The following is a 23,092-nucleotide window of genomic DNA, read 5'->3' on the forward strand; positions in this document are numbered from 1 at the left end:
CCGTCACCCCGCCTCCGGCGGCGCCGCGAGGTGATGCACCGTCTCGCGCTGGAACGCCGCCCCCACGCTCAAGCATACAGCGTCGTCATACGGCTTCCCCACCACCTGCGCGGCGACCGGCAGCCCGGTGCGGCCGCGTCCGGTCGGCAGCATCAGGGCCGGGAGGCCGGTATAGTCGAACAGCATCGTGTTGCGCGGCAGCACCGACTGGAGCGGGTGGGCCGCGCCGTTCACCTCCACCGTCAGGGTGTCGAGCGCCGCCGCCTCGCCGCCGAGGCCCGGGGTGACCAGCACGTCGACGTCGGCGAGCGCGTCGAGCACCTGCGCCAGCACCACGGGGCGGCGGCGCAGCGCGCGCAGGTAGTCGGTGGCGGAGAAGAGCCGGCCCTGCTCCAGCCGGGCGCGGGTGCCGGGATCGAGCGCCGCGGCGCGGTCGAGGTCGGGCTCCTGGAGCGCGGCGAGTTCCGCCATCACGATCGTGTAGCCGTCCTGGTGCGCGGTCGCGACGGCGCCGAGATCGACCGGCACGAGGCGGGCGCCGCGGCGCTCCAGCAGGCGCAGCATCGCCTCCCAGGCGGCCAGCACCGCGTCGTCCTGCATCGCCGTGAACCAGCCGTCCGGCACGCCGACGCGCAGGCCCGCGAGGTCCCGGGCGCGTGAGGCGTCGTAGCGGCCGGCGGCGTGCGGGTCGGCCCCGTCGGGGCCGGCGATCCAGGGCATCACCCGGGCGAGGTCCGCGGCCGAGCGGGCCATCGGGCCGACATGGTCGAGGGTCCAGGACAGGGGCGCGACGCCGGTGCGGGGCACGAGCCCCCGGGTGGCCTTGAGGCCGGTGACGCCGCACCAGGCGGACGGCACCCGGATCGACCCTCCCGTGTCGGTGCCGAGCGCCAGCGGCATCAGCCGGGCCGCGAGCGCGGCGCCGGAGCCGGTGGAGGAGCCGCCGGTCCAGCGCGTCCGGTCCCACGGGTTGGCGACCGCGCCGTAGCGCGGGTTGTGGGCCGAGCCGCAGGCGAACTCGGTGGTGGCGAGCATGGCGAGCGGAATGGCCCCGGCGGCCCTGAGCCGCGCCACCACGGTCGCGTCGGCCTCCGCCACCCGGTCGCCGGTGAGGCGCGAGCCGCAGGTCACGGGCGCGCCGGCGCAGTCGATGATGTCCTTGATGCCGAACGGGATTCCCTCGAGGGGGCGAGCCTCCCCGGCCCGGATGCGGCGGGCGCTCTCCGCCGCCGCGTCGTCCGCACCGGGCACCGGGGCCAGGACCGCGTCGCGGCCGGAGGGGTGACGGGCGATGCGTTCCCGCAAGGCGGCGACGAGCGCCACCGGGTCGGTGGTCCCCGCCGCGAAGGCGGCCTGGAGGGCGCCGATCCCGAGGGCGTGGGGCGGGCCCGCCTCGACCGGCGGCAGGGGCGACGGGGCGGGCGCCGCCGCCCCGGTCGCCTCGGCGGCCTGCCGCAGGCACCGCTCGGCCTGGGCCGGCTCGGGCGCGTCCCGGTCCCAGGCCGAGGGCAGGTCCCGGGCCGGGGCGCCTTCCGCCACCGTGCCGGCCAGGATGGTGCGGGCGATGAGCGCGTCCGACACGCTCACGCGGCCATCTCCCGACGATCCCGGCGGCAGGCCATGAGCGGCTGGATCCGGGTGCCGAACGCGTCGAGGCCCGCGAGGAAGTCGTCGAAGGTCAGCATGATGCCCTTCACGCCCGGCACGGTGGCCGCCTCGTCGAGCAGCCGCGCCACCTTGGCGTAGGAGCCGACCAGCGTGCCCATGTTGAAGTTCACCGCGCCCTCGGGGAGGTTCATCCAGGTCGCGGTCGAATCGGCGGAGGCGTTCTTGTCCTGGTTGCTCTGGTCGAGCATCCAGGCGAGCGCCTGGACGTCGGCGCCCTGGCGGTAGGCCATCCAGCGGTCTTCGGCCGCCGCGTCGGTCTCGTCGGCGATCACCATCATCAGGACGTAGGAGCCGACGTCGCGCCCGGTCTTCGCCGCGGCCTCGATCAGCCGGGCGCAGGTCGGCGCGCAGGCCGTCGGCGTGTTGAGGCCGGTGCCCAGCACGAAGTTGTAATCGGCATATCGCGCGGCGAAGTCCATGCCGCGCCCGCTCTGGCCGGCGGCGACGATCGGGATCGGGCCGGAGGGCGCGGGCTTCATCATGCAGCCCTCCATCCGGAAATGCTCGCCCTGGAAGTCGGAATGTCCGGTCTCCCACAGATCCTTCATCACCCGGACGTATTCGGTGGAGTAGTCGTAGCGGTAGCCGAAATAGTCGTCGCCGGGCCACAGGCCCATCTGGGAATACTCGGCCTTCTGCCACCCCGAGACGATGTTCACACCGAAGCGGCCGGGGGCGATCGAGTCGATCGTGGTCGCCATCCGGGCGACGAGGGCCGGCGGCAGGGTCAGCACCGCGGTCGAGGCGAACAGCCTGATCCGCTCGGTCACCGCCGCGAGGCCGGACATCAGGGTGAAGGATTCGAGGTTGTAGTCCCAGAACTCGGTCTTGCCGCCGAAACCGTGCAGCTTGATCATCGAGAGGGCGAAATCGAGCCCATGCGCTTCCGCCTTCTGCACGATCGCCTTGTTGAGGGCAAAGCTCGGCTTGTATTGCGGGGCCGCCTCCGAGATCAGCCAGCCGTTGTTGCCGATCGGGATGAACACGCCGACATCCATGCGCAAGGCTCCGGGTTCCGGTGGGCGGCGGGAGGCCGTCCGGACGGGGCGTTGCAGGATCGGGGCCGTTTTCGGGTCACGCTCGGCGCGCCCGGCTAACGACCCCGCGCCGTCAGCACGGACGCCCCCAGCACCGCGAGACTCACCGCCCCGATCAGTAGCGTCGAGATGGCGTTGATCTCCGGGGTCACGCCGAGGCGGACCTGGCTGTAGAGCCGCATCGGCAGGGTGGTGGCGCCCGGCCCCGAGACGAAGCTCGCGATCACGAGGTCGTCCATCGAGAGGGTGAAGGCCAGCAGGAAGCCGGCGATCACCGCGGGCGCGATCAGCGGCAGGGTCACGGTGCGGAAGACCGTGACGGGCGCGGCGCCGAGATCCGCGGCGGCGTCGAGGAGCGCGCGGTCGAGGAGGCGCAGGCGGGCCTGTACCACGACGGCGACGAAGCACAGCGTGAAGGTCGCGTGCGCGACCACGATGGTCCAGAACCCGCGCGGGATGCCGAGGCCGACGAACAGCAGCAGCAGCGACAGGCCGGTGATCACCTCCGGCATCACCATCGGGGCGTAGACGAGGCCGGTGAGCAGCGGCCGGCCGGGAAAGCGGCGGCGCCCGTCGAGGGCGAGCGCCGCGAGCGTGCCGAGCAACGTCGCGAGGCTCGCCGACGCGAAGGCGACCTTGAGGGTGACGAGGGCGGAGTCGACCAGGGGGCCGTTGTCGAGGAGGCCCGCGTACCACCGGGTCGAGAACCCGGCCCAGACCGTGACGAGCCGCGAGGCGTTGAACGAGTAGGCGACGAGCAGCAGGATCGGCCCGTACAGGAAGGCCAGCCCCAGGGCGAGCGCGGCCCAGGCGAGGGGATGCGGGCGGCTCATCGCGGATCGCCCGTCTCGGGTCGTTCCAGGCGCCGCGCCTCGGCCTCGCGGAAGAGCACCACCGGGCCGGCGACGACGGCGAGCAGCACCACCGCGATCGCCGACGCGAGCGGCCAGTCGCGGTTGGAGAAGAACTCGCTCCACAGGACCCGCCCGAGCATCAGGGTGTCGGTGCCGCCGAGCAGGTCCGGGATGATGAACTCGCCGGTGATCGGGATGAAGCACAAGAGCGCGCCCGCGACGAGGCCGGGCAGCGACAGCGGCAGGGTCACGGTGCGGAACGCCGCGAGCCGGCTCGCGCCGAGGTCGCGGGCGGCCTCGACGAGGCCGCGGTCGAGGCGCTCCAGCACCGCGTAGAGCGGCAGCACCATGAACGGCAGGTAGGCGTAGACCATACCGATCATCACCGCCGCCGGGGTATTGAGGATCTCGACCGGCGTCGCGACGAGCCCGAGCCCGATCAGCGCCTGGTTGAGGAGCCCGTCGGGCTTCAGGATCGCGATCCAGGCGTAGACCCGGATCAGGAAGCTCGTCCAGAACGGGATCACCATCAGGGCGACGAGGAGCGGCTGCCAGGCGCGGGGCGCCCGCGCCATCGCGTAGGCGATCGGATAGCCGACGAGGACCAGCAGCAGGGTGGCGCCGAGCGCGACCTTCAGCGAGGTCAGCCCCGCGTCGAGGTAGAGCGGGTCGGCGATCAGCGTGCGGTAGTTCTCGAAGTCGAGGGCGGCGAGCACGTCGGCCCAGGCCGCCAGGCCCGCATCCCAGTCGAGCACCGGGGTGTAGGGCGGCAGGGCGGTGGCCGGATCGGACAGGCTGATCTTCACCACCACCGCGAAGGGCAGGCCGAAGAAGGCGAGGAGCCACAGGAGCGGCGCCGCCGGCAGCGCCAGCCGCCGCAGGGAGGCGCGCAGCCGCCCGCTCACGAGGCCGGCCCGCCCGGCAGCAGCGAGGCCGCCTCGGGCGCGAAGGCGAGGTGCACGCCCGCACCCGGGGCCGGGCCGGCACCGGGAGGCAGGGCGGCGCGCAGCACCCGCCCGTCCGCCATCCCGACCCGGCAGACGATCCGGTCGCCGAGATAGGTCGTGTCCAGGAGCGTGCCCGGCAGCCCCTCGGCCGCCAGCGCCAGCCGCTCGGGCCGGAGCGCCAGGAGGCCGGGAGATCCGGCCTCACCGGCGCCGTGATGGTCGAAGGCCCGGAGCGGTCCCAGCGGCGTGTCGAGGCCGCGCACGGTTCCGGCCCCGCCCGCCCCGAGGCGTCCCTCGATCAGGTTGACGTCGCCGAGGAGCCCCGCGACGTAGCGGGTGGCCGGTCGCTCGTAGAGGTCGGCCGCCGCGCCGGCCTGGACCAGCCGGCCCGCCGCCATCACGCCGATGCGGTCGGCGAGCACCATCGCCTCGGCGGGATCGTGGGTGACGACCACGAAGGTGGTGCCGAGCCGGCGCTGCAACGCCCGCAGCTCGGCTTGCGTCTCCTCCCGCAGGGCCCGGTCGAGGGCGCCGAGCGGCTCGTCGAGGAGCAGCACCCGGGGGCGCTTGGCCAGCGCCCGGGCGAGCGCGACCCGCTGGCGCTGGCCGCCGGAGAGCCGGTCGGGCCGGCGGGCGCCGAAGGCCTCGAGCTGGACGAGGCGCAGCATCTCGGCGACCCGTTCCGTTATCTCGGACCGGCCCAGGCCCTCCCGCTCCAGCCCGTAGGCGACGTTGCCCGCCACATCCCGGTGCGGGAACAGGGCGTAGGACTGGAACATCATGTTGACCGGCCGGCGGTGCGGCGGCACCCCGGCGAGGTCGCGCCCGTCGAGGAGGATTTTTCCGGAGCTCGGTTCCTCGAAGCCGGCGGTCAGGCGCAGCAGCGTGGACTTGCCGCAGCCCGACGGGCCGAGCAGGCAGAACACGCCGCCCGCCGCGAGGTCGAGGTCGACGCCGTCGACGGCGGGATGGGCGCCGAAGCGCTTCGTGACCGCCTCGAAGCGGAGGTGGCCGGTGGCGGGCGGGATCGCGGAGGGATGAGGCGTCGTCACGTCGTCCGGGCGGCGCGGGCGGGCGGGAGCGCCACACTTATCGCGGGTCGGGCCCGCCTGGGAAGGACCGCCGGTCGCCTCCGTCGCCGAAACGGCCGTCCGCGGGTGGAAAAGGCTTCGGGAATCAACGGCCTGGCGCCCTGCCCGGGCGCCAGGCGGCCGGTTCCCGGCGCCCGGTTGACGCAGAAGTAACCCCCGGTCACCCGCCCCGGACCAAGGTCGAGGGTCGCGGAGACTTGTGGAAACGGGAAAACCGGGTGTAGCTTTGCCTCCGACACGCGTTGATTCCGCCCGCCGCGTCCTTCGACCCGGGCGGCCTCCGCATCTCCTCCCGAGACGTGTCATAGACTTGGCGCCTCTGCCCCGATCCCGGGCAGGGGCGCCTTTTCTCGTGAGCCGTGCCGCGTCTAATGCGCGTCGGCCCCCGCCCCGCCCGGGCGCGGCCGGCGGATCATCGGCGTGGCGCAGGCCATCAGCACGAACAGCACGGTCAGGATCAGGAAAACGTCGGAGAAGCTCATCAGGAGGCCTTGCAGCCGCACGGTGTTCATCATGGCTTTCAGCGCCATGGCGTCCGGGTTGCCGGCGAGCCCCGAGAAGCCCTTGGCCATGCTGTCGAGGCGTTCCAGCACCATCGGGTTGGTCCAGGTGAAGCGCTCGTGCAGGCGGGCGAGGTGCAGGTCCCAGCGGTCGTTGAGCGCGGTGTTGATCAGCGCCAGCCCCACCGCGCCGCCGAGGTTGCGGGTGAGGTTGTAGAGCCCCGACGCGTTCTTCATCCGGGCCGGCGGCAGGGTGCCGAGCGCGATGTTGTTGATCGGGATCATGCACAGCATCAGCGAGCAGCCGCGCAGCACCTGCGGCCACAGCAGCTCGTAGAAGTCCCAGTCCTTGGTGATGCCGGTGACGATCCAGGTGCCGGCGGCAAACCCTGAGAACCCGATCGCCATCATGATTCGCGGATCGACCTTGGCCGAGAGGCGCCCGGCGATCGGCGCGGTGGCGAACATGCAGAGCCCCGAGACGAACATCGTCTCGCCGATCTGCAGCGCCGAGTAGCCGCGCACCCGGCCGAGATAGACCGGATAGAGGTATGTCAGGCCGTAGAGGCCGATGCCCATGACGAAGCTGAACAGGCAGCCGCCGGCGAAGTTGCGGTCCGAGAAGGCGCGCAGGTCCACGATCGGCTGCTCGGCGGTGAGCGCGCGCCAGAAGAACCCGATGCAGGCGATGCCGCAGACGATGGCCGCGGCGAAGATCGCCTCCTCCTGGAACCAGTCGTGGGTCGGGCCCTCCTCCAGCACGTATTCGAGGCAGCCGAGGAAGGCCGCCATCAGGCCGAGGCCGGCCCAGTCGAAGCGCTTGAGGAGGTCGAAGTTCGGCTTGTCGAAATCGACCAGCAGGTAGGTCGAGACCGTGACGAAGATGCCCGGCACGATGTTGACGAGGAAGAGCCAGTGCCAGTTGAACAGGTCGGTGAGGTAGCCGCCGACGGTGGGGCCGATGGTCGGGGCGAGCGTCGCGACCAGCCCGATCATCGGCGAGACGATGCTGCGTTTGGACGCCGGGAAGATCGTGAAGGCCGAGGCGAACACCGTCGGGATCATGCCGCCGCCGATGAACCCCTGCAGGGCGCGCCAGAAGATCATCTCGCCGATCGTCGACGAGGTGGCGCACATCAGGCTCATCAGGGTGAAGCCGCCGGCCGAGATCACGAACATCCAGCGGGTCGAGAGCACCCGCGACAGGGTGCCCGACAGCGGGATCGAGATCACCTCGGCGATGAGGTAGCTCGTCTGCACCCACGGGATCTCGTCGGCCGAGGCCGAGAGGCCGGCCTGGATCTCGGCGAGCGAGGCCGAGACGATCTGGATGTCCAGGATCGCCATGAACATCCCGAACACCATGCAGACGAACGCCACCATGCGGCGGCGGTCGATCGGCGCGTCGGCGGGCGCGGGGGTCGCGGCCATGTCGGATAAGCCTGCTAGAGCATTTTCCGACGAAGTGGAAACCGGTTCGTCGGAGAAAATGCGACAAAACAAAGACTTAGAGCGCTTCGCGATTGCAGCGCGATCGTGAAGCGCTCTAGGGAAGAAAATCATCGAGTGTGCGGAGGCGTTTCCACCTCACAGGGTCATCCCGGGGCCGCGCAGCGGAGCCCGGGATCCATAACCGCCGCCCTTGCAGGATGGAGCAAATCGCGTCCCGCCTCGTTCGGCGCCCTCGGCGTTTACGGATCCCGGATTCTCGCCTTCGGCGAGCCCCAGGATGACGCCGAGGGTGTCACATCTGGTGCACGGGCCTCGGGGGGCGCGCGTTTCCGCCTCAACGACCCGCCGTGCGCACCGACGCCGCCGCCCCACCCTCCGACACCGCCCGGTGCGGGTCGATCGGGGCCGGCGGCTTGGTCTCGTCGAGGCCGCGGGTATCGACCCGCACCACCACCGAGAGGCCCGGCCGCAGCAGGCCCTCGCGGGCGACCTCCTCGGGCACCCGCACCCGGACGGGCAGGCGCTGGACGATCTTGGTGAAGTTGCCGGTGGCGTTGTCCGGCGGCAGCAGGCTGAACACCGAGCCGGAGGCCGGCGACAGGCTCTCGACGGTACCGAGGATGTCGCGGTCGGGCCAGGCATCGACCCGGATGTGGACCGGCTGGCCGACCCGGACCCGGCCGAGCTGGGTCTCCTTGAAGTTGGCGTCGACCCGGGCGCTCTGGAGCGGCACGAGCGCGGCGATGCGCGAGCCCGGCCCGACATAGGCCCCGGCTTCCGTCGCCTTGTTGCCGATCACGCCGTCGAAGGGCGCGCGCAGGACCGTGAAGGACAGGTCGCGCTTCGCCCGGTCGACGGCGGTGCGCAGTTCGGCGGCGAGGTTCTCGGCCTCGAGGGTCTGGGCCTCCAGCACCGCGACGTTGGCCTGGAGCGCGATCAGGTTGGCCTCGGCGCCCTTGACGGTGGCGTCCGAGCGGTCGCGGTCGGCCCGCGACTGCTCCAGGCGCGACTTGGCGGCGAATTCGGACAGGGCGAGCTGCGTCTGGCGCTGGTAGTCGGCGGCGGCCCGGACCTGGTCGGCCTTGGCGGCGTCGATCTGGGCCCGTCCCTGCAGCACCTGGGCGCGGGCGGCCTCGGCCTGGCGGGCGATGCGGGCGATCACGCTGCCCTGCGTCGCCAGCTTGTCCTCGGCGGCCTTGAGAGCCAGGCGGTAGTCGCCGTCCTCGATCCGCGCGACGACGTCGCCGGCCTTGACCGCCTGGCCGTTCACCACCGGCACCGCCTCGAGGTAGCCCGAGACCTTGGCGGCCAGGGTCGAGATGTCGGCCTGGACGTAGGCGTCGTCGGTGGTGACGAAGAAGCGGCCGGTCGTCCACCACTCGTGGCCCGCCGAGGCGCCGTAGGCGCCACCGCCGAGCAGCAGCGCGAGCAGGACCAGGCGGCGTAAGGGACGCTTGCCCTTGGCGGGCGCGCCCGCGGGCGGGGTAGGCGCCGGGGCCTCGGCCTGGGGAGCCGCCTTGGTGGGCGCCTCGCCGGCGGGCCGGCCCTGCGCGTAATCGTCTCGAAACGCCATCGTCGTCATCCGTCCCAGCCGCACCGACCCGAATCGCCCGATTCGAATCGATTGACGGCTCTCGAACGGTCACGATACTACGTTGACCGAACCGTTCGGTCAATCGAGGCCGTGTGCAGCGCACGCGCCCGGTTGACCGCGGCGGCCGCGCCCCCACAATGGCTCCGACCATGAGCATCGACCGCACCACCGCCGACCCGCTCGCCGAGGCGGGCCCCGCCGAGACCGACAAGCGCCGCCAGATCCTGGACGGCGCCCGCGAGGTGTTCCTCGCCAGCGGCTTCGACGGTGCCAGCATGGGGGCGATCGCCAAGGCGGCCGGGGTCTCGAAGGGCACGCTCTACGTCTATTTCGAGAGCAAGGAATCGCTGTTCGAGGCGCTGACGATCGAGGAGAAGCGCAGCCTCGCGGAAAACATCTGCCGTCTCGACCACGACGACCCCGACATCGCCGCCGTCCTGCGCCGCCTCGGCACCAGCCTGATGGAGGCGATGGTCCGGCCCGACCACATCGCCTCGGTGCGGATGGTGATCGGCGCGGCGGAAAAATTCCCGCGCTTCGGCCGGGCCTTCTACGAGGCGGGGCCGCTGCTCGGCCGCACGCGGCTGCGGGCCTATCTCGACGCCCAGGTCGCCGCCGGCCGCCTGCGGGCGATGGATTCCGACCTCGCCGCCCGCCACTTCTTCGACCTCTGCGCCGCCACCACGATGCGCCGCCTGCTCTTCGCCGTCGGCGACCCGCCGACCGAGGCCGAGACGACCTACTGGGTGGCGGAGGCCGTGCGGGTCTTCCTCGCGGCCTACGGGCCGGAGGGGCGGTAGCCCCGCTCCGCGTGCCGGGCGGCCAGCAGGGCCGCCTCCTCGCCCGCCGTCAGACCCGTGATGGGACCGCCGGTCGCCTCCAGCCAGCCAAGCGTGTCGCGGGCGGTCTCCCCCAGGGGCCGCACGCTCAGGCCCGCCGCCAGCGTCGCCGCGACGTCGCGCGAGGCGTCGCCGATCGTGTCCGGCAGGGGCAGCGGCAGGGAGAACGGGCCGGATTCGCGCCCTATCCCGTGGCGGTCGAGGAAGGCCCGATCCACCCACGCAGAGGTGCAAGCCGAGCCGAGGGCGTTAGCGCAGGTGTCGAGGAAGGCGCGACGGGTGCAAGGCGGCCCGACCGCGTCGAACGGCCCGGCGAGACCACGTTCCGCCGCGTGGACGATCCAGGCCGCGAGGTCGCGGACGTCGATCCACTGGACCGGATCGTCGGGCTCTGCCGGCGCCAACACCTCCCCGCCGCGCGCGAGCCGCGCGATCCAGTACGAGAACCGCCCGGTCGGATCGCCGGGGCCGACGATCAGGCCCGCCCGGCAGATCAGGGCGCCACTGCCAAAGGCCCGCTCGCACGCGACCTTGGCGGCCCCGTAGGGTCCGTCGTCGGACGGCGCCAGGAGCGGCGCGGTGCGGGCCGTCTGCCCGCGCGTGGCCGTGTCGGCGTAGACGCTCGTCGTCGACACGAAGGTCCAGTGCCCGACCCGGCCCGCGAGCGCCGCCAGCGCCCGCCGGACCCGGCCCGGATCGCGTGCCACGTCCACCGCCGCGTTGAAGGTCTCCCCCCTCAGGGCGTCGAGCCCGTGCGCCCGGTCGCGGTCGATCGCCACGAAGCGGGCGCCCGGCGGGGCGGCGCCGGAGCGTCCCCGCGCCGCGCAGGTGACGGCGTGGCCGCGCCCCACCGCCCGCGCGGCGACCGCCCGACCCAGGAATTGCGTGCCGCCGAGCACCAGCATCCGCATGCGCCGCCCCCGATCCGCCGGAACGTCCGGTCCCCGATCCCGTCCGCGCGGGTCCGCCGCTACGGCTCCAGCTCGCCGTAATCGTGCGTGTAGGACCCCTCTTCGAACCGGGAAAAGCTCTGGCTCCAGCGATGGCCGGGCCAGAGGTAGTCCACGCGCCCCTCGGCCGGCCGGTAGACCGCCGTGTAGGCGGTGGTGAAGGCCGCCTTGCGCGAGTAGAGCGGCGGATCGAAGAACCGCGCGGTCAGGCCGGCGAGCGTGGTCGAGGGGTCGGCCAGCGCCTCGTCCAGCACCCCCTGGCGCAGGGCCGAGCGCGAGGCGGGCGAGGCCCGCTCCTGGTGGTTGGTGCAGGTGCGCTGGCGCGTCACCGCCGCCTCGCGCCGCGGCCCGAGGAAGAGTGTGGCGTGGTCGCCGGTGCGGTCGAGGAGCGTGACGTTGTGGAGCTGCGTCGGCGGCAGGCCGCGCGACGCCTCGGTCGCCTCGGCCACCGAGCCGCAGGTCTCCAGGAGGTAGCGCAGGATCAGGATGATGGCGAAGCCCTCCCCGCGCCGGGCGATGCCGCCGAGGGTGCAACTGACGACGAGCCCGTCGTCGTTCATCCCGTCGAGGCAGCCGCCCCAGGGGCGCTGCCCCATCCCGATCACCTGCCGGCCCGACCAAGCGGTGCGCTCGATCCGGCCGGTGATCGAGGTCAGCGGGTAGTCGTAGTTGCGCACCAGGGCCGGCCCGTCCTCGCCGAGCCACACCGCCTGGCTGCAGCCCTGCCGGTGGGCGGCGGGGCGGTAATGGCTGAGGATGCTGTGGGCGAGGTCGTCGTCGCCGACGAGCCCGCAGGCCGCATCGTAATGCGGGACGAGCTCGGGCATGTGCCGGACGAGGGCGGCGCGGCAGGCCTCCGGCGGGAGCGGGGCGGCTGTGTCGCCGAGATACCACCGCGCGGCCTCGTCCCGCCCGGCCCGGAAGCGCGCGAGCCACGCCGCGCCGGGGCGGTCCTCGCGGTGGGCCGTGAAGGTCTTATGCATGGACGGTCTTGTGAAGGGCGCGCGTCAGGAATCCTCCCGCAGCGCCTCCGCCACCCGCGCCTCCAGGATGTCGGGCCGGCGCAGGATCAGCGCGCCGCGGGTCCGGTCGACGAGACCTTCCTGGGCCATCACGGTGAATTCCCGCGTCACCTGCTCGCGGCGGCAGCCGATGCGGGCGGCGAGCACGTGGTGGTAGGGCGGCGGGCTCACCGCCCGCTCGCCCTCGGTGCCGGGCCGGGGCGCCGAGAGGCGCAGCAATTCGGCGTAGAGGCGGTGGCGCAGGTCGAGGACCGCGTGCTCCATCAGCCGGGCGTTGAGCATCCGCACGCGCTTGGCCAGCAGCCGCAGCAGCTTGTCGGCGATCGGCGGCGCCGCGAAGACGATCTCGCGGAAGACCGCGGCCGGCACCACGCAGAGCTCGCCGCGGGTCAGCGCCGTGACGTTGGCCGAGCGGCTGACCCCGTCGATGGCGGCGAGCTCGCCGAAGAACTCGCCGGCCCGCATCTCGCCCAGGATCACCTCCTTGCCGGACTGCGTCCGGTTGAGGATCCGCACCTCGCCGGAGGCGAGCAGGTAGACGTCGGTCGAGGCGTCGTCGAAATCGACCAGGATCTCGTTGGCGTCGAACCGCCGCCAGATGCAGCGCGATTCGTAGGAGGTCAGGTCGACGCCCGCGTCCTTGAAGAACGGAAACCCTGCGAGCCGACCCATCACATGCCCTCGACCCCGCGGAGGCGTCGCGGGTGTTGCTCCCGCGTTCTTAGCCCGGCGCGGCCGCGCTCGCCAGGGCGCGGGGGCTCGCACCGGGGTCATGTGCCGATAAAGCCGGGGCTTTTCCCGGGATTACGCCTTCACGATCGTCGCACCTGTAAGACCATGGCGCGCCATGACGTTGCGGGTGTCGACGACGAGGCGGGCTTCGCGCGCCACCAGCCCGTAATCGACGCCGTCGTGGTCGGTGGCGATCAGCACCGCGTCGACGGCCCGCAGGGTCTCGGGCGTCAGGGGCTGCGAGGCCCGCCCGGCGAGCTCCGGGTGCTCGCGGGTCGCGGGCAGCACCGGCACCAGGGGGTCGTGGTAGAGCGCGACCGCGCCGCGCCCCTCGATCAGCCGGATGAGCTTCAGCGCCGGGCTCTCGCGGGTATCCTCGACGTTGCGCTTGTAGGCGAGGCCCAGGACCAGCACGCTCGCGCCCGAGAAGGCGCGCCCGGTGCGGTCGACGGCCGCCGCCAGCCGCTCGACCACGTGGTAGGGCATCCGCGTGTTGACCTCGCCGGCCAGCTCCACGAACCGGGCCGGCACGTCGAATTCCCGCGCCTTCCAGGCGAGGTAGAACGGGTCGATCGGGATGCAGTGGCCGCCCAGGCCCGGTCCGGGCTGGAACGGCATGAAGCCGAAGGGCTTCGTGGCGGCGGCCTGGATCACCTCCCAGACATCGATGCCCATCGCGTCGTAGACAAGCTTCAATTCGTTCACGAGGGCGATGTTGACTGAGCGGAAGATGTTCTCCGTGAGCTTCACGGCCTCCGCCGCCGCCGCCGAGGAGACCGGCACCGTGCGCACCACCAGCGCACCGTAGAGCGCCTCCGCGAGTGTGCGCGCGGCATCGTCGTCGGCCCCCACCACCTTGGGGATGCGGGCGGTGTCGAATTGGTCGTTGCCCGGGTCCTCGCGCTCCGGCGAGTAGGCGAGGAAGAAGTCGTGGCCGGAGCGCAGGCCCCCCGTCTCGAGGATCGGCCGCATCACCTCCTCGGTGGTGCCCGGATAGGTGGTCGATTCAAGCACCACGAGCTGGCCGGGCCGCAAGCGCGCGGCGATGGCCCGGGCGGTGGCCTCGACGTAGGACAGGTCCGGCTCGCGGTGGCGGGTGAGCGGCGTCGGCACGCAGATCAGCACCGCGTCGGGCTCGGACAAACGCGCCATGTCGCTGGTGGCCGCGAAGGTGCCGGCGGCCAGCGCCGGGCCGAGCGCGTCGCCCGGGATATGGTGGAACGCCCCCTCGCCCCGGTTCAGCGCCGCGACGCGGCCGGGATCGACGTCGAAGCCGAGCACGGAGAAGCCGGCCCGGAGGGCGGCGAGCGCCAGCGGCAGCCCGACATAGCCGAGCCCGACGATGCCGATCAGGGCCCGGCGCTCGGCGAGGAGCCGGCCGAGGGTCCCGGCGGGGGACGTCGTCTCGGAGGGGAGCGTCATCGCGGATCCGGGCTCGGCGGTCATGTCGGCTCTCATGGCTCCGCTTACACGGTGCGCGGGGCGGCGCTGTCAACACGGGGCCCCTCACCGGTCTGCCCCTTGCCACCCGGTCGCGCCGCCCCCACAACGCCGCCATGCTCCGCGTGAACGACCTCACCTACCGGATCGGCGACCGCCTGATCCTCGACCAAGCCAGCTTCGCCCTGCCCGAGCGGGCGCGGGTCGGGATCGTCGGGCGCAACGGCGCCGGCAAGACCACCCTGTTCCGCATCATCCAGGGCGAGATCCCGACCGAGGGCGGCTCGATCGGCCTGCCGAAGGGCACGCGGATCGGCGGCGTGGCGCAGGAGGCCCCGGCCGGCCCCGAGACCCTGCACGCGGTGGTGCTCGCCGCCGATACCGAGCGCACGCGCCTCATGGCGGAGGCCGAGACCGCCGACGGGTTGCGCCGGGCCGAGATCGAGACCCGGCTCGTCGACATCGACGCCCATTCGGCCCCGGCGCGGGCCGCCGCGATCCTGCACGGCCTCGGCTTCGACGCGGAGGCGCAAGCCCGGCCCTGCTCCGACTTCTCCGGCGGCTGGCGGATGCGGGTGGCGCTCGCCGCGGTGCTGTTCTCCGAGCCCGACCTCCTGCTCCTCGACGAGCCGACCAACTACCTCGACATCGAGGGCACGCTCTGGCTCTACGACTACCTCGAGCGCTATCCGCGCACCGCGGTGATCATCAGCCACGACCGCGACCTCCTCGACACCTCCGTCGACCATATCCTCCACCTCGATCGCGGCAAGCTCACGCTCTATCGCGGCGGCTACACCTCCTTCGCCCGCCAGCTCGCCGAGAAGCGCATGCTGCAAGCGAAGGCGCGGGTGAAGCAGGAGGCCGAGCGCGCCCACCTCCAGAGCTTCGTCGACCGCTTCAAGGCCAAGGCCACCAAGGCGCGCCAGGCCCAGTCGCGGATGAAGCGGCTCGCCAAGATGGAGCCGATCGCGGCGCTCATCGAGGACGACGTGCCGGTGATCCACCTGCCGAGCCCGGAGCGCGCCCTGTCCCCGCCGCTGGTCGCGATGGAGCGGGTCCAGGCCGGCTATCCCGACCGCACGGTGCTGACGGGCCTCAACCTCACCCTCGCCCCCGACGACCGGGTGGCCCTGCTCGGGGCCAACGGCAACGGCAAGTCGACCTTCTGCAAGCTCATCGGCGGCCGGCTCGATCCGCTCTCGGGCGAGGTGCGGCGCTGGGGCAAGATGAACGTCGCCTACTTCGCCCAGCACCAGCTCGACGAATTGCGCCCGGCCGAGAGCGCCTACGCCCATGTCCGCGACCTGATGCCGGACGTGCCGGAGGCGAAGGCGCGTGCCGCGGCGGCGCGCCTCGGTTTTCCCGGCCACAAGGCCGACACCCCGGTCTCGCAGCTCTCCGGCGGCGAGAAGGCGCGGCTGTTGATGGGGCTCGCCGCCTTCCACGGCCCCCACCTCCTGATCCTCGACGAGCCGACCAACCACCTCGACATCGAGAGCCGCCAGGCGCTGGTCGAGGCGATCAACGACTACGAGGGCGCCGTCATCCTGGTGAGCCACGACCGCTTCCTGGTCGAGGCCTGCGCCGACCGGCTGTGGCTGGTGCGCAACGGCACCGTGAAGCCGTTCGACGGCGACATGGACGATTACCGCCGCCTGGTGCTGGCCGGCCCCGAGGCCGAGACCGCCAAGGCCCAGGAGCCGACCGGCGGCGCCAAGGCGGTGGAGCGCCGCTCCAACGCCGAGCGCCGGGCGGCGCTCGCGCCCTTGCGCCGCAAGCTCGAGGCGGTGGAGGCCAGGATGGCCAAGCTCTCGGCCGCCATCGCCAAGATCGACACGGCGCTCGCCGACGGCACCGCCTTCCGCACCGACGCCGCCAAGGCCGGTGAGCTCGCCCGCATGCGGGCCGAGGCCGCCGCGGCTCTCGGCAGCGCCGAGGAGGAGTGGCTGGAGGTGAGCGGGGAACTGGAGGCGGAGGCGTGACGGACGGGAGCGCTCCCCGGGGTACGGCCGGCTACGCCGCCGAGGCCGAGCGGCTGGTCGCGCAATACGAGAGCATCGCCTTCGCGGACATCCACGCGGCGATCCTGCCGCTGCTGCCGGCGCCGCCGGCGCACGTCCTCGACGTCGGCGCCGGGACCGGGCGGGATGCCGCGGGCTTCGCCGCCCTCGGCTACCGCGTCACCGCCGTCGAGCCCACGCTCGAATTGCGCCGGCAGGCGGTCGCCCTGCACTCGTACCCGCTGATCGACTGGGTGGATGACGGCCTGCCGGACCTCGCCGCCCTCTCCGGACGCGGCGACAGCGTCGACGTCGTGATGCTCACCGCCGTCTGGATGCATCTCGACGAGGCCGAGCGGCGGCGCGCGATGTCGCGTCTCGTGGCCCTGATGCGGGTCGGGGGCGTGATGGCCTTGTCGCTGCGCCACGGCCCCGTGCCGGAGGGGCGGCGGATGTTCGACGTGTCGGCGGCCGAGACGATCGACCTCGCGCGGGTTCATGGCCTGCGGTGCGTCCTGTCCCGGACGGACGAGGATGCGCAGCTCGGCCGGCCCGGCGTGACCTGGGACCGGGTCGCTTTCGTCAGGGAAGCGGGCCCGGGGGCTTCACGCGCCTGAGACGATCGCCTAGGGCGGAGGCCGATTCTCGTTTCCGGCCCGGACACCCATGACCACCCCCTCCTACGTCCTCTCCCTCTCCTGCACCAACGTCCCGGGGATCGTGGCCGGCGTCTCGGCCTACCTGTTCGAGGCCGGGTGCAACATCCTCGACGCGCAGCAATTCGACGACGTCGAGACCGCCCGCTTCTTCATGCGGATCGTGTTCAACCCCGTGCAGGGCGCGCCGGGGCGGGACGCGCTGGCGTCCGGCTTCGAGGCGGTGGCCCAGCGCTTCGGCATGGACTGGACCCTGCGGGACCGGGCCGAGCGGCGGCGCGTGATGCTGCTCGTCTCGCGTTTCGACCATTGCCTCAACGACCTCCTCTACCGCTGGCGCATCGGCGAACTGCCGATGGAGGTCTGCGCCGTGGTCTCGAACTACCCGCGGGAGATCTACGGCGCGGCGGATCTCGCCGGGGTGCCGTTCCACCACCTGCCGATCTCAGCCGACACCAAGCCGCAGCAGGAGGCCGCCCTGTGGCGCCTCGTCGAGGAGACCGGCGCCGAGCTCGTGGTCCTCGCCCGCTACATGCAGATCCTGTCGGACGACCTCTCGCACAAGCTCGTGGGCCGCTGCATCAACATCCACCACTCGTTCCTGCCCGGCTTCAAGGGCGCGAAGCCCTATCACCAGGCCCACGAGCGCGGCGTGAAGCTGATCGGCGCCACCTCCCACCTCGTCACCGGCGACCTCGACGAGGGGCCGATCATCGAGCAGGACGTCGAGCGCATCTCGCACCGCGACACCCCGGACGACCTCGTGCGCAAGGGCCGGGACATCGAGCGCCGGGTGCTGGCCCGCGCCGTGCGCTACGTGCTGGAGGACCGGGTGATCGCCAACGGCCGCAAGACCGTGGTGTTCACCGACTAAATAGAAACTCGCTATCCAGGGTGGTATTTACCGCCGTGGCTCGCGAAACGGGTTCGTTCGCCAGGGGCCGCGAAGCCGGTGAACAACTGATACCAACGGTCGAAAGAAAACGACCTTTGGTTCCGTTCTCGAATTTTCGCCAAGCCCTTAGCCAAGCCCAATGGCTCGGACTTCGGGGCTTGGTGTCGAACATTCGAGATGGGTTGACGGCTCCGTCGATCTCGGGCCTGCCCGAGATCGAACCGATGCGTCAGCATCCCGGATGACCCAGCGGTAGATCCCGATTGCGATCGAATATCCTCCGTAGTCGGCGAAAAAAGCGGCAGAATATCGATAAATTATGCGCTGGCGCTGAAAACATAATCATAAATAATCTTATTTTTAGAAAATCAGATTTCCAATATTTAAAGTTGACACTTAATAATGGATATTACATCGTTGGTTGCATCAAGTCCTGGCTCGAAAGCTCTGGCGAGATGCACGACAATTCAAGGGAATCATTGCCGACAAGCATGTCGTTCAGGGGGCAGCCCGTCGAAACCGGGTTCAGCCAGCGCAAGGGCGGCACGGATATGGGATTATTCGAGTCCCTGCACACGCTGGGACCGGAATCGACCAGCAGCCACATCGCCGCTAAACATTTTCTTGCGGTCATGTCCCGTGAGATGCCGATCGTCCTCCACGAAGACTTTCAAGACGCGCTTCGGGGCGACGCTCGCGATGGTGGCCGTCTCATCATCGTCCCGAGCGCATTTGCAGGCGCAAACACATTCTTCATGGATGCGCGCCTGGAAGTGATCGGGTGCTTCTGTCACGACACGCCGCCCTATCACCTCGCGTGGCGCAGTGGCGAGGGTGGTGTCTTCGGCGGCTCCGGGTCGGCCCAGCCGGAGAGCGGCCCCCTCATCGCGAGCCATCCCGCCCCGGTCGACCTGATTCCCCGGATCTTGCCGGTTGGGTCGCGATACCGCGTCGCGCATCGCCGTTCCACCGCCGCCGCGGCGCGGGCCGTCCTGACGCGCGAGGCCGACATGGCGTTGTGCAACCTCGCGACCATCGAGGAACTCGGGCTCGAACACTCGACGACCGGCATCGTCATTCAGATGACTTGGAATGTCTTCGCGCAGAGGGGGCGAAAGGCATGAGCGTGTACTTTCCCGAGTGGCGAAACATCCAGCCCTTTCCAGGAGTGAGCACGTCTCTGTACGCGCTCGACGATCCGGCCGGGACCGTCGTCATGATCAACGAGGTCGCTCCGGGCGCCGTCGTGCCGCAGCACGTCCACGACGAGCACCAGATCGGCCTGTGTCTCCGCGGCGGCTTCATCATGGAGGTCGACGGGCGCGACTATCCCATCCACGCGCTCGAGACGGCCTACTTCGCGCCAGGTGGCACGCCGCATGCAGCGCGCAACGAGAGCGGAGCGACGGCCGTGACGGTAGACATCAAGCGCAAGCCGGTCCCGGGCGAGGAGGGGCAGCTGACCCGCAGCCCGCCGGGCGCCGTCGCCCTGCCGCTCACCGAGATGCGCGCGGTCAAGGGCGGCCTGGGGGTCAGCTTCTTCGTCGGCCCGTGGTTCGAGATCATGCTCTCCAGCCTGCAGCCCGGCGCCAGGATGCCGCTCCACTCCCATCGCGGCATCCAGATCGGAATCGGCGTGAGCGGCACCTACACGATGCAGGTCGGCGAGGAGATCCGGCCATTCGGGCCGGAGGTGGTCTACCATGCGCCGGAATACGTGCCGCATTCGGGCTGGAACGACGAGAGCCGGGACGCCACCTCGCTGAACGTCTTCATCCCGCCCCGGTGGAACCTCCGCCCGAAGCGGGAGCGCGCATGACCCGCCCGGACCTCCCCCGGACCGTCATCGTCACGGGTGCCGGATCCGGTATCGGGCGCGCGACTGCGCTCTGCTTCGCCGGACGCGGCGCCAGGGTCGCCGCCATCGACATCGACGAGGGCGCGGCCGCCGCGGTCGTCGCGGAGATCGAAGCCCTCGGCGGGCGCGCCGATGCATTCGCGGCCGACGTGTCCGACGAGGCCGGCGTGCAACGCGCCTTCGGCTGCATCGCGTCGGCCTGCGGCCCCGTCGATACGCTCGTCAACAACGTCGGCATCGAGATCACCGGCCCGCTGACCGGCTTCAGCCTCGCGGATTACGAGAGACTGTTCGCGGTGAACGTCCGGTCGGTGTTCCTGTGCTCGCGCGCTGCGGTGCCGGATCTGGTCCGGGCGGGCGGCGGCAGCATCGTCAACCTGGCCTCCGTGGCGTCGTTCCGGACCTGGCCCGGAGACGGGGTCTACAGCGCGACCAAGGCCGCCGTGCTGTCGCTGACCAGGGCATTCGCCTCGGAACTCGCGGCCTCCGGCATCCGCGTGAATGCCGTCGCGCCGGCCATCGTCGACACGCCCATGACCGACCGCGCGCTGGCCGTGGAGCCCGACGCGGTCGAGGGGCGGCGACGGCGAGAGCGGCTTCATCCCCTCGGCCGCCTGGCGCAGGCCGGAGAGGTTGCGGAGGCGGTGTACTTCCTCGCCTCGGCGCGAGCCTCCTTCACCACCGGCGCCTGCCTATCCGTCGATGGCGGCCTGCTGGCATGAACATGATTTGTGAAAATCCCCTGGCAATTTTATATTACCCTAGGTAATATTGCGTTGTTATTGCCATAGGATCGATAAGATGGTGGATCTCGGCAAAAAAACGAGCATTGTTCTCAAGCTGGTACTGGTGCAGATCTTCTGGGCGGGAACCTTCGTGGCGAGCGAGATCGCGCTTCACGAGCAGCCCGCCGCGACGACGGCGGCCGTGCGGTTCGTCGTCACGACGGCGTGCTACGTCGCGCTGTGCCTTGTCTCCGCAAGGCAGCGGGAGCCGCTGTGGCCGCGCCTGCGGGATCTTCCGGTGCGGGACTGGGCCGTGCTGGCCGCCATGGGGTTCTTCGGCGTGGCGGCCTACACGATCCTGCTGCATCTCGGACTGCGCCACTCCACGGCGGCGAACGCCGCGCTCCTGATCCCGACGACGCAGCCGGTCTTCACCGCCCTCCTGGGCGCAGCCGTGCTCGGGGAGCGGCCGCCGGCGAAGCTGTGGCTCGGCCTCGGCCTCGGCCTCGTGGGGGCGATCCTCGTCATCTCGCACGATGCGGGCGGTTCCGTCGCCCTGTCGTCCAACGTCCTGATCGTCCTGTCCGCCTTCGCGTTCTCCTGCTACGCCGTCTCCGCCAAGTTCTCCCCGGACCGGCTGGACTCGCTCGAGACGACCACCTTGTCGTTCGGGTTCGGGATGGTCTTTCTGCTCCCGATGCCGTTCCTGCTCGGCGAGCCTGTCGACCTTGCGAACGCCTCGACGACCTTCTGGCTGTCGATCGCCTACCTGGCGATCTTCGCGACGCTGCTGGCCTATCTGTGGTGGAATCAGGCCGTGAAGGCGCTCGGCGCGTCGCGGACGGGGATCTTCACCTTCCTGATGCCGCCCTTCGCGGTCGCCCTGGCGGCCCTCGTCCTCGGCCACGCGCCCACGGCGCAGCAGATCCTGGGTGGATGCCTGGCGCTCGGCGGCGTCGCCATGTCGACGTTCGACCGCTCCCTCCTCTCACGGCAGGCCTCGCGATGATCCCCCTCCACCTGCGCGACGGCGCGATCTGGCTCGATGGGCGCCACGTCGCCTGGCCCGAGGCGAGGCTGCACGTCCTCAGCCACGGGCTGCATTACGGGACTGCCGCCTTCGAGGGGGTGCGGGTCTATGACGGGCGGCCGTTCAAGCTGCGCGAGCATTGCGAGCGGCTGGCCTATTCGTGCCGGACGGTCGGTATCGCGCTTCCCTACGGCGTGGATCAGCTCGTCGCCGAGATCGAGGCCTATGCCGAAGCGTGCCGGTTCGGCGACGCCTACATCCGGCCCATCGCGTGGCGGGGCGCCGACGCGCTCGGAATCGTCGGCCGCTCCGGCGATTGCCACCTCGCCGTGGCGGGCTGGGAGTGGTCTGGCCCTCATCCCGATGCCGCCGAGGCCGGGTTGTCGCTCGGCCTCGGTCCCTGGCTGCGCCCGGCACCGACCATGTGGCCGCTCCAGGCCAAGCTGTCGGGGCTCTACGCGATCGGGTCGATGAACGCCGCCGCGGCCCGGGCGGAGGGCTTCGACGACGCCCTCGTCTGCGCGCCCGACGGCGAGCACGTGGCCGAGCTGACCGGCGCCAACATCTTCTTCGTGCGGGATGGCGGCCTCGTGACGCCGCCTGCGGATTCCGCCCTCGACGGCCTGACCCGGCAGGAGATCGTCGCCCTGGCCTCGGCCCTGTCGATCCGGGTCGAGATCGCGAAGGTGCCGCTCGCCGGGGTCGCCGCGTTCGACGGCGCGTTCGCAACGGGCACGGCCTACGAGGTCGTCCCGGTGGCGCGCATCGGGGCGCATCGCTACGACCTCGGCTCCCGCGACCTGCGCCGTGTCCTGGGGCCGCTGCGGGACGCCTACCGCGAGCGCACGCGCGGGAGGATGTCGAGCCCCGGATGCTCGGCGGCGAGCCGGGCGAGCTTCTCGTCCTCGTAGCGCCCGACGTCGAAGCGATCGTCGTCGGGCAGCCGGGCCATGTAGCGCTCGGCCGATTCCGTGAGCAGGATCGCCGGGCGCAGCCTTGCGACGAGGCCCCAGTCGACCTCCGCCGACCAGACGAAGTCGACGCGCCGGAAGGTCTCGGCGAGCATGCTGGTGAGCCCCAGGCCCCCGTAGCCCGAATAGGACGAGCCGAACACGAGCAGCGAGCGCTGATCCGCCGCCGGGTCACCGTTGCGGAAACCGACCCGCACGCCGGTATGGAGCGCGAGCTCCGGGTGGGCTTCCGCCAGCCCGTAGAGGCGGCCTGCTTCCGCGACCCAGGCGGTGCGGCGGATCGCCCGGTAGGTCGAGGTCTCGGTCACCGGAAACTGCAGCTTCTCGCCGAGATCCATGCGGCGGGTCGCGGCATGGGCCGGCCGCGTCTCCAGGAGGTCGGCGATCGGTGTCGCGCCGCAGGCCACGCAGATCGCCCGGTAGGCGACGAAGGTGCCCTGCGAGGTCCAGTGCGTGTCGGTCCGGTAGTACAGCTCGGCCGCGTCGCGCCCGGCCCGGAGCGGCGTCAGCGCGTCGACCCACAGCCGGCGCCCCCTGGGCGTGAGACGTAGCAACTGCCCCAGCCGGCGCGTCGGCGAGCGCGAGGCCCGGACCGGGCCCGGACCGAAGAACTTGTGGTCGTATACGCTCAGCTTCTCGGGCGAGGACAGGTGCAGGTAGCAGGCGTCGAGCCGCGCGGCCTTGTCGGCGCGGGCGAGCAGCAGCCGGCGCCAGCCCCGCAGCATGCGCCAGACCTCCGGGGTGTCGGCGTAGAGGTCCGCCGCCCGGTTGGTGCCGACGGTCAGAAACAGCCAGCCGTCCTGCCCGATATGGAACATCGCCGTCCTT

The 23,092-nt window shown here is 71.4% G+C and carries 21 protein-coding genes; 9 read left to right on the forward strand and 12 right to left on the reverse strand.

All coding sequences use genetic code 11. The annotated features are described in order from the left end of the window. Positions 1–3: 3 nt before the first annotated feature. The 7 genes from V3T34_RS27730 to V3T34_RS27760 form a co-directional block, all read right to left on the reverse strand. Positions 4–1,587, reverse strand: coding sequence for an amidase (locus V3T34_RS27730; protein WP_305077698.1), 1,584 nt, complete (start codon positions 1,585–1,587; stop codon positions 4–6). Continuing rightward, positions 1,584–2,666 carry a pyrimidine utilization protein A gene (gene rutA / locus V3T34_RS27735; RefSeq protein WP_305077699.1) on the reverse strand — a complete coding sequence of 361 codons (1,083 nt, stop codon included), beginning with the start codon at positions 2,664–2,666 and terminating at the stop codon, positions 1,584–1,586. Before rutA ends, V3T34_RS27730 begins: the two co-directional genes overlap by 4 nt. A 95-nt stretch (positions 2,667–2,761) precedes the next feature. Continuing rightward, on the reverse strand, positions 2,762–3,538 hold the full coding sequence (locus V3T34_RS27740; RefSeq protein WP_060847836.1) for an ABC transporter permease: 777 nt from the start codon (positions 3,536–3,538) through the stop codon (positions 2,762–2,764). Next, the gene (locus V3T34_RS27745) at positions 3,535–4,464 is read right to left on the reverse strand and encodes an ABC transporter permease (RefSeq protein WP_060847837.1); all 930 of its coding nucleotides are present in this window, start codon (positions 4,462–4,464) and stop codon (positions 3,535–3,537) included. Before V3T34_RS27745 ends, V3T34_RS27740 begins: the two co-directional genes overlap by 4 nt. Continuing rightward, entirely contained in the window at positions 4,461–5,558 is a 1,098-nt protein-coding gene (locus tag V3T34_RS27750) for an ABC transporter ATP-binding protein (RefSeq protein WP_305077700.1), read from the reverse strand. Before V3T34_RS27750 ends, V3T34_RS27745 begins: the two co-directional genes overlap by 4 nt. 407 nt (positions 5,559–5,965) lie before the next feature. Continuing rightward, on the reverse strand, positions 5,966–7,528 hold the full coding sequence (locus V3T34_RS27755) for a DHA2 family efflux MFS transporter permease subunit (RefSeq protein WP_060847839.1): 1,563 nt from the start codon (positions 7,526–7,528) through the stop codon (positions 5,966–5,968). A gap of 355 nt (positions 7,529–7,883) precedes the next feature. Continuing rightward, a complete protein-coding gene (locus tag V3T34_RS27760; protein ID WP_060847840.1) occupies positions 7,884–9,122 on the reverse strand; it encodes an HlyD family secretion protein in 1,239 nt (412 codons plus the stop codon). A gap of 158 nt (positions 9,123–9,280) precedes the next feature. On the opposite strand from V3T34_RS27760, the gene V3T34_RS27765 reads away from it, so the two are divergent. After that, entirely contained in the window at positions 9,281–9,943 is a 663-nt protein-coding gene (locus V3T34_RS27765) for a TetR/AcrR family transcriptional regulator (protein WP_407942791.1), read from the forward strand. Here the strand turns inward: V3T34_RS27765 and V3T34_RS27770 are convergent. The 4 genes from V3T34_RS27770 to V3T34_RS27785 form a co-directional block, all read right to left on the reverse strand. Next, positions 9,922–10,893, reverse strand: coding sequence for an NAD-dependent epimerase/dehydratase family protein (locus tag V3T34_RS27770; protein WP_305077701.1), 972 nt, complete (start codon positions 10,891–10,893; stop codon positions 9,922–9,924). The genes V3T34_RS27765 and V3T34_RS27770 overlap by 22 nt on opposite strands. Positions 10,894–10,952: 59 nt before the next feature. Next, complete coding sequence (locus tag V3T34_RS27775) at positions 10,953–11,915, reverse strand: C45 family autoproteolytic acyltransferase/hydolase (protein WP_305077702.1); 963 nt, start codon at positions 11,913–11,915, stop codon at positions 10,953–10,955. 24 nt (positions 11,916–11,939) lie between these two features. Continuing rightward, the gene (locus tag V3T34_RS27780) at positions 11,940–12,626 is read right to left on the reverse strand and encodes a Crp/Fnr family transcriptional regulator (RefSeq protein WP_060847844.1); all 687 of its coding nucleotides are present in this window, start codon (positions 12,624–12,626) and stop codon (positions 11,940–11,942) included. Positions 12,627–12,758: 132 nt separating this feature from the next. Next, entirely contained in the window at positions 12,759–14,132 is a 1,374-nt protein-coding gene (locus tag V3T34_RS27785) for a nucleotide sugar dehydrogenase (protein ID WP_305077703.1), read from the reverse strand. 110 nt (positions 14,133–14,242) lie between these two features. Here V3T34_RS27785 and V3T34_RS27790 point away from each other — a divergent pair, with 110 nt between their 5' ends. The 8 genes from V3T34_RS27790 (at position 14,243) to V3T34_RS27825 (ending at position 22,204) form a co-directional block, all read left to right on the forward strand. Next, positions 14,243–16,111, forward strand: a complete 1,869-nt coding sequence (locus V3T34_RS27790; protein WP_091882327.1) for an ABC-F family ATP-binding cassette domain-containing protein — start codon at positions 14,243–14,245, stop codon at positions 16,109–16,111. Beyond that, positions 16,108–16,746 (forward strand): class I SAM-dependent methyltransferase, encoded by a 639-nt coding sequence (locus V3T34_RS27795; protein ID WP_305077704.1) that lies wholly within the window; start codon positions 16,108–16,110, stop codon positions 16,744–16,746. Before V3T34_RS27790 ends, V3T34_RS27795 begins: the two co-directional genes overlap by 4 nt. Before the next feature lie 49 nt (positions 16,747–16,795). Then, positions 16,796–17,659 carry a formyltetrahydrofolate deformylase gene (gene purU / locus V3T34_RS27800; RefSeq protein ID WP_305077705.1) on the forward strand — a complete coding sequence of 288 codons (864 nt, stop codon included), beginning with the start codon at positions 16,796–16,798 and terminating at the stop codon, positions 17,657–17,659. Between the two features lie 476 nt (positions 17,660–18,135). Beyond that, a complete protein-coding gene (locus V3T34_RS27805; RefSeq protein ID WP_305077706.1) occupies positions 18,136–18,804 on the forward strand; it encodes a hypothetical protein in 669 nt (222 codons plus the stop codon). A gap of 44 nt (positions 18,805–18,848) precedes the next feature. Next, the gene (locus V3T34_RS27810; RefSeq protein ID WP_305077707.1) at positions 18,849–19,499 is read left to right on the forward strand and encodes a cupin domain-containing protein; all 651 of its coding nucleotides are present in this window, start codon (positions 18,849–18,851) and stop codon (positions 19,497–19,499) included. Continuing rightward, positions 19,496–20,260 (forward strand): SDR family NAD(P)-dependent oxidoreductase, encoded by a 765-nt coding sequence (locus V3T34_RS27815; protein ID WP_305077708.1) that lies wholly within the window; start codon positions 19,496–19,498, stop codon positions 20,258–20,260. Before V3T34_RS27810 ends, V3T34_RS27815 begins: the two co-directional genes overlap by 4 nt. A gap of 79 nt (positions 20,261–20,339) precedes the next feature. Continuing rightward, positions 20,340–21,272, forward strand: a complete 933-nt coding sequence (locus V3T34_RS27820; protein ID WP_091882309.1) for a DMT family transporter — start codon at positions 20,340–20,342, stop codon at positions 21,270–21,272. After that, positions 21,269–22,204, forward strand: a complete 936-nt coding sequence (locus V3T34_RS27825; RefSeq protein WP_305077709.1) for an aminotransferase class IV — start codon at positions 21,269–21,271, stop codon at positions 22,202–22,204. Before V3T34_RS27820 ends, V3T34_RS27825 begins: the two co-directional genes overlap by 4 nt. Here V3T34_RS27825 and V3T34_RS27830 read toward each other — a convergent pair. After that, on the reverse strand, positions 22,126–23,082 hold the full coding sequence (locus tag V3T34_RS27830; RefSeq protein ID WP_305077710.1) for an alginate O-acetyltransferase AlgX-related protein: 957 nt from the start codon (positions 23,080–23,082) through the stop codon (positions 22,126–22,128). The two genes, V3T34_RS27825 and V3T34_RS27830, sit on opposite strands and share 79 nt — an antisense overlap. Between the last annotated feature and the right edge of the window lie 10 nt (positions 23,083–23,092).

The sequence above is a fragment of the Methylobacterium ajmalii genome (genome assembly GCF_036448855.1).
In the GTDB taxonomy this organism is placed as follows: domain Bacteria; phylum Pseudomonadota; class Alphaproteobacteria; order Rhizobiales; family Beijerinckiaceae; genus Methylobacterium; species Methylobacterium ajmalii.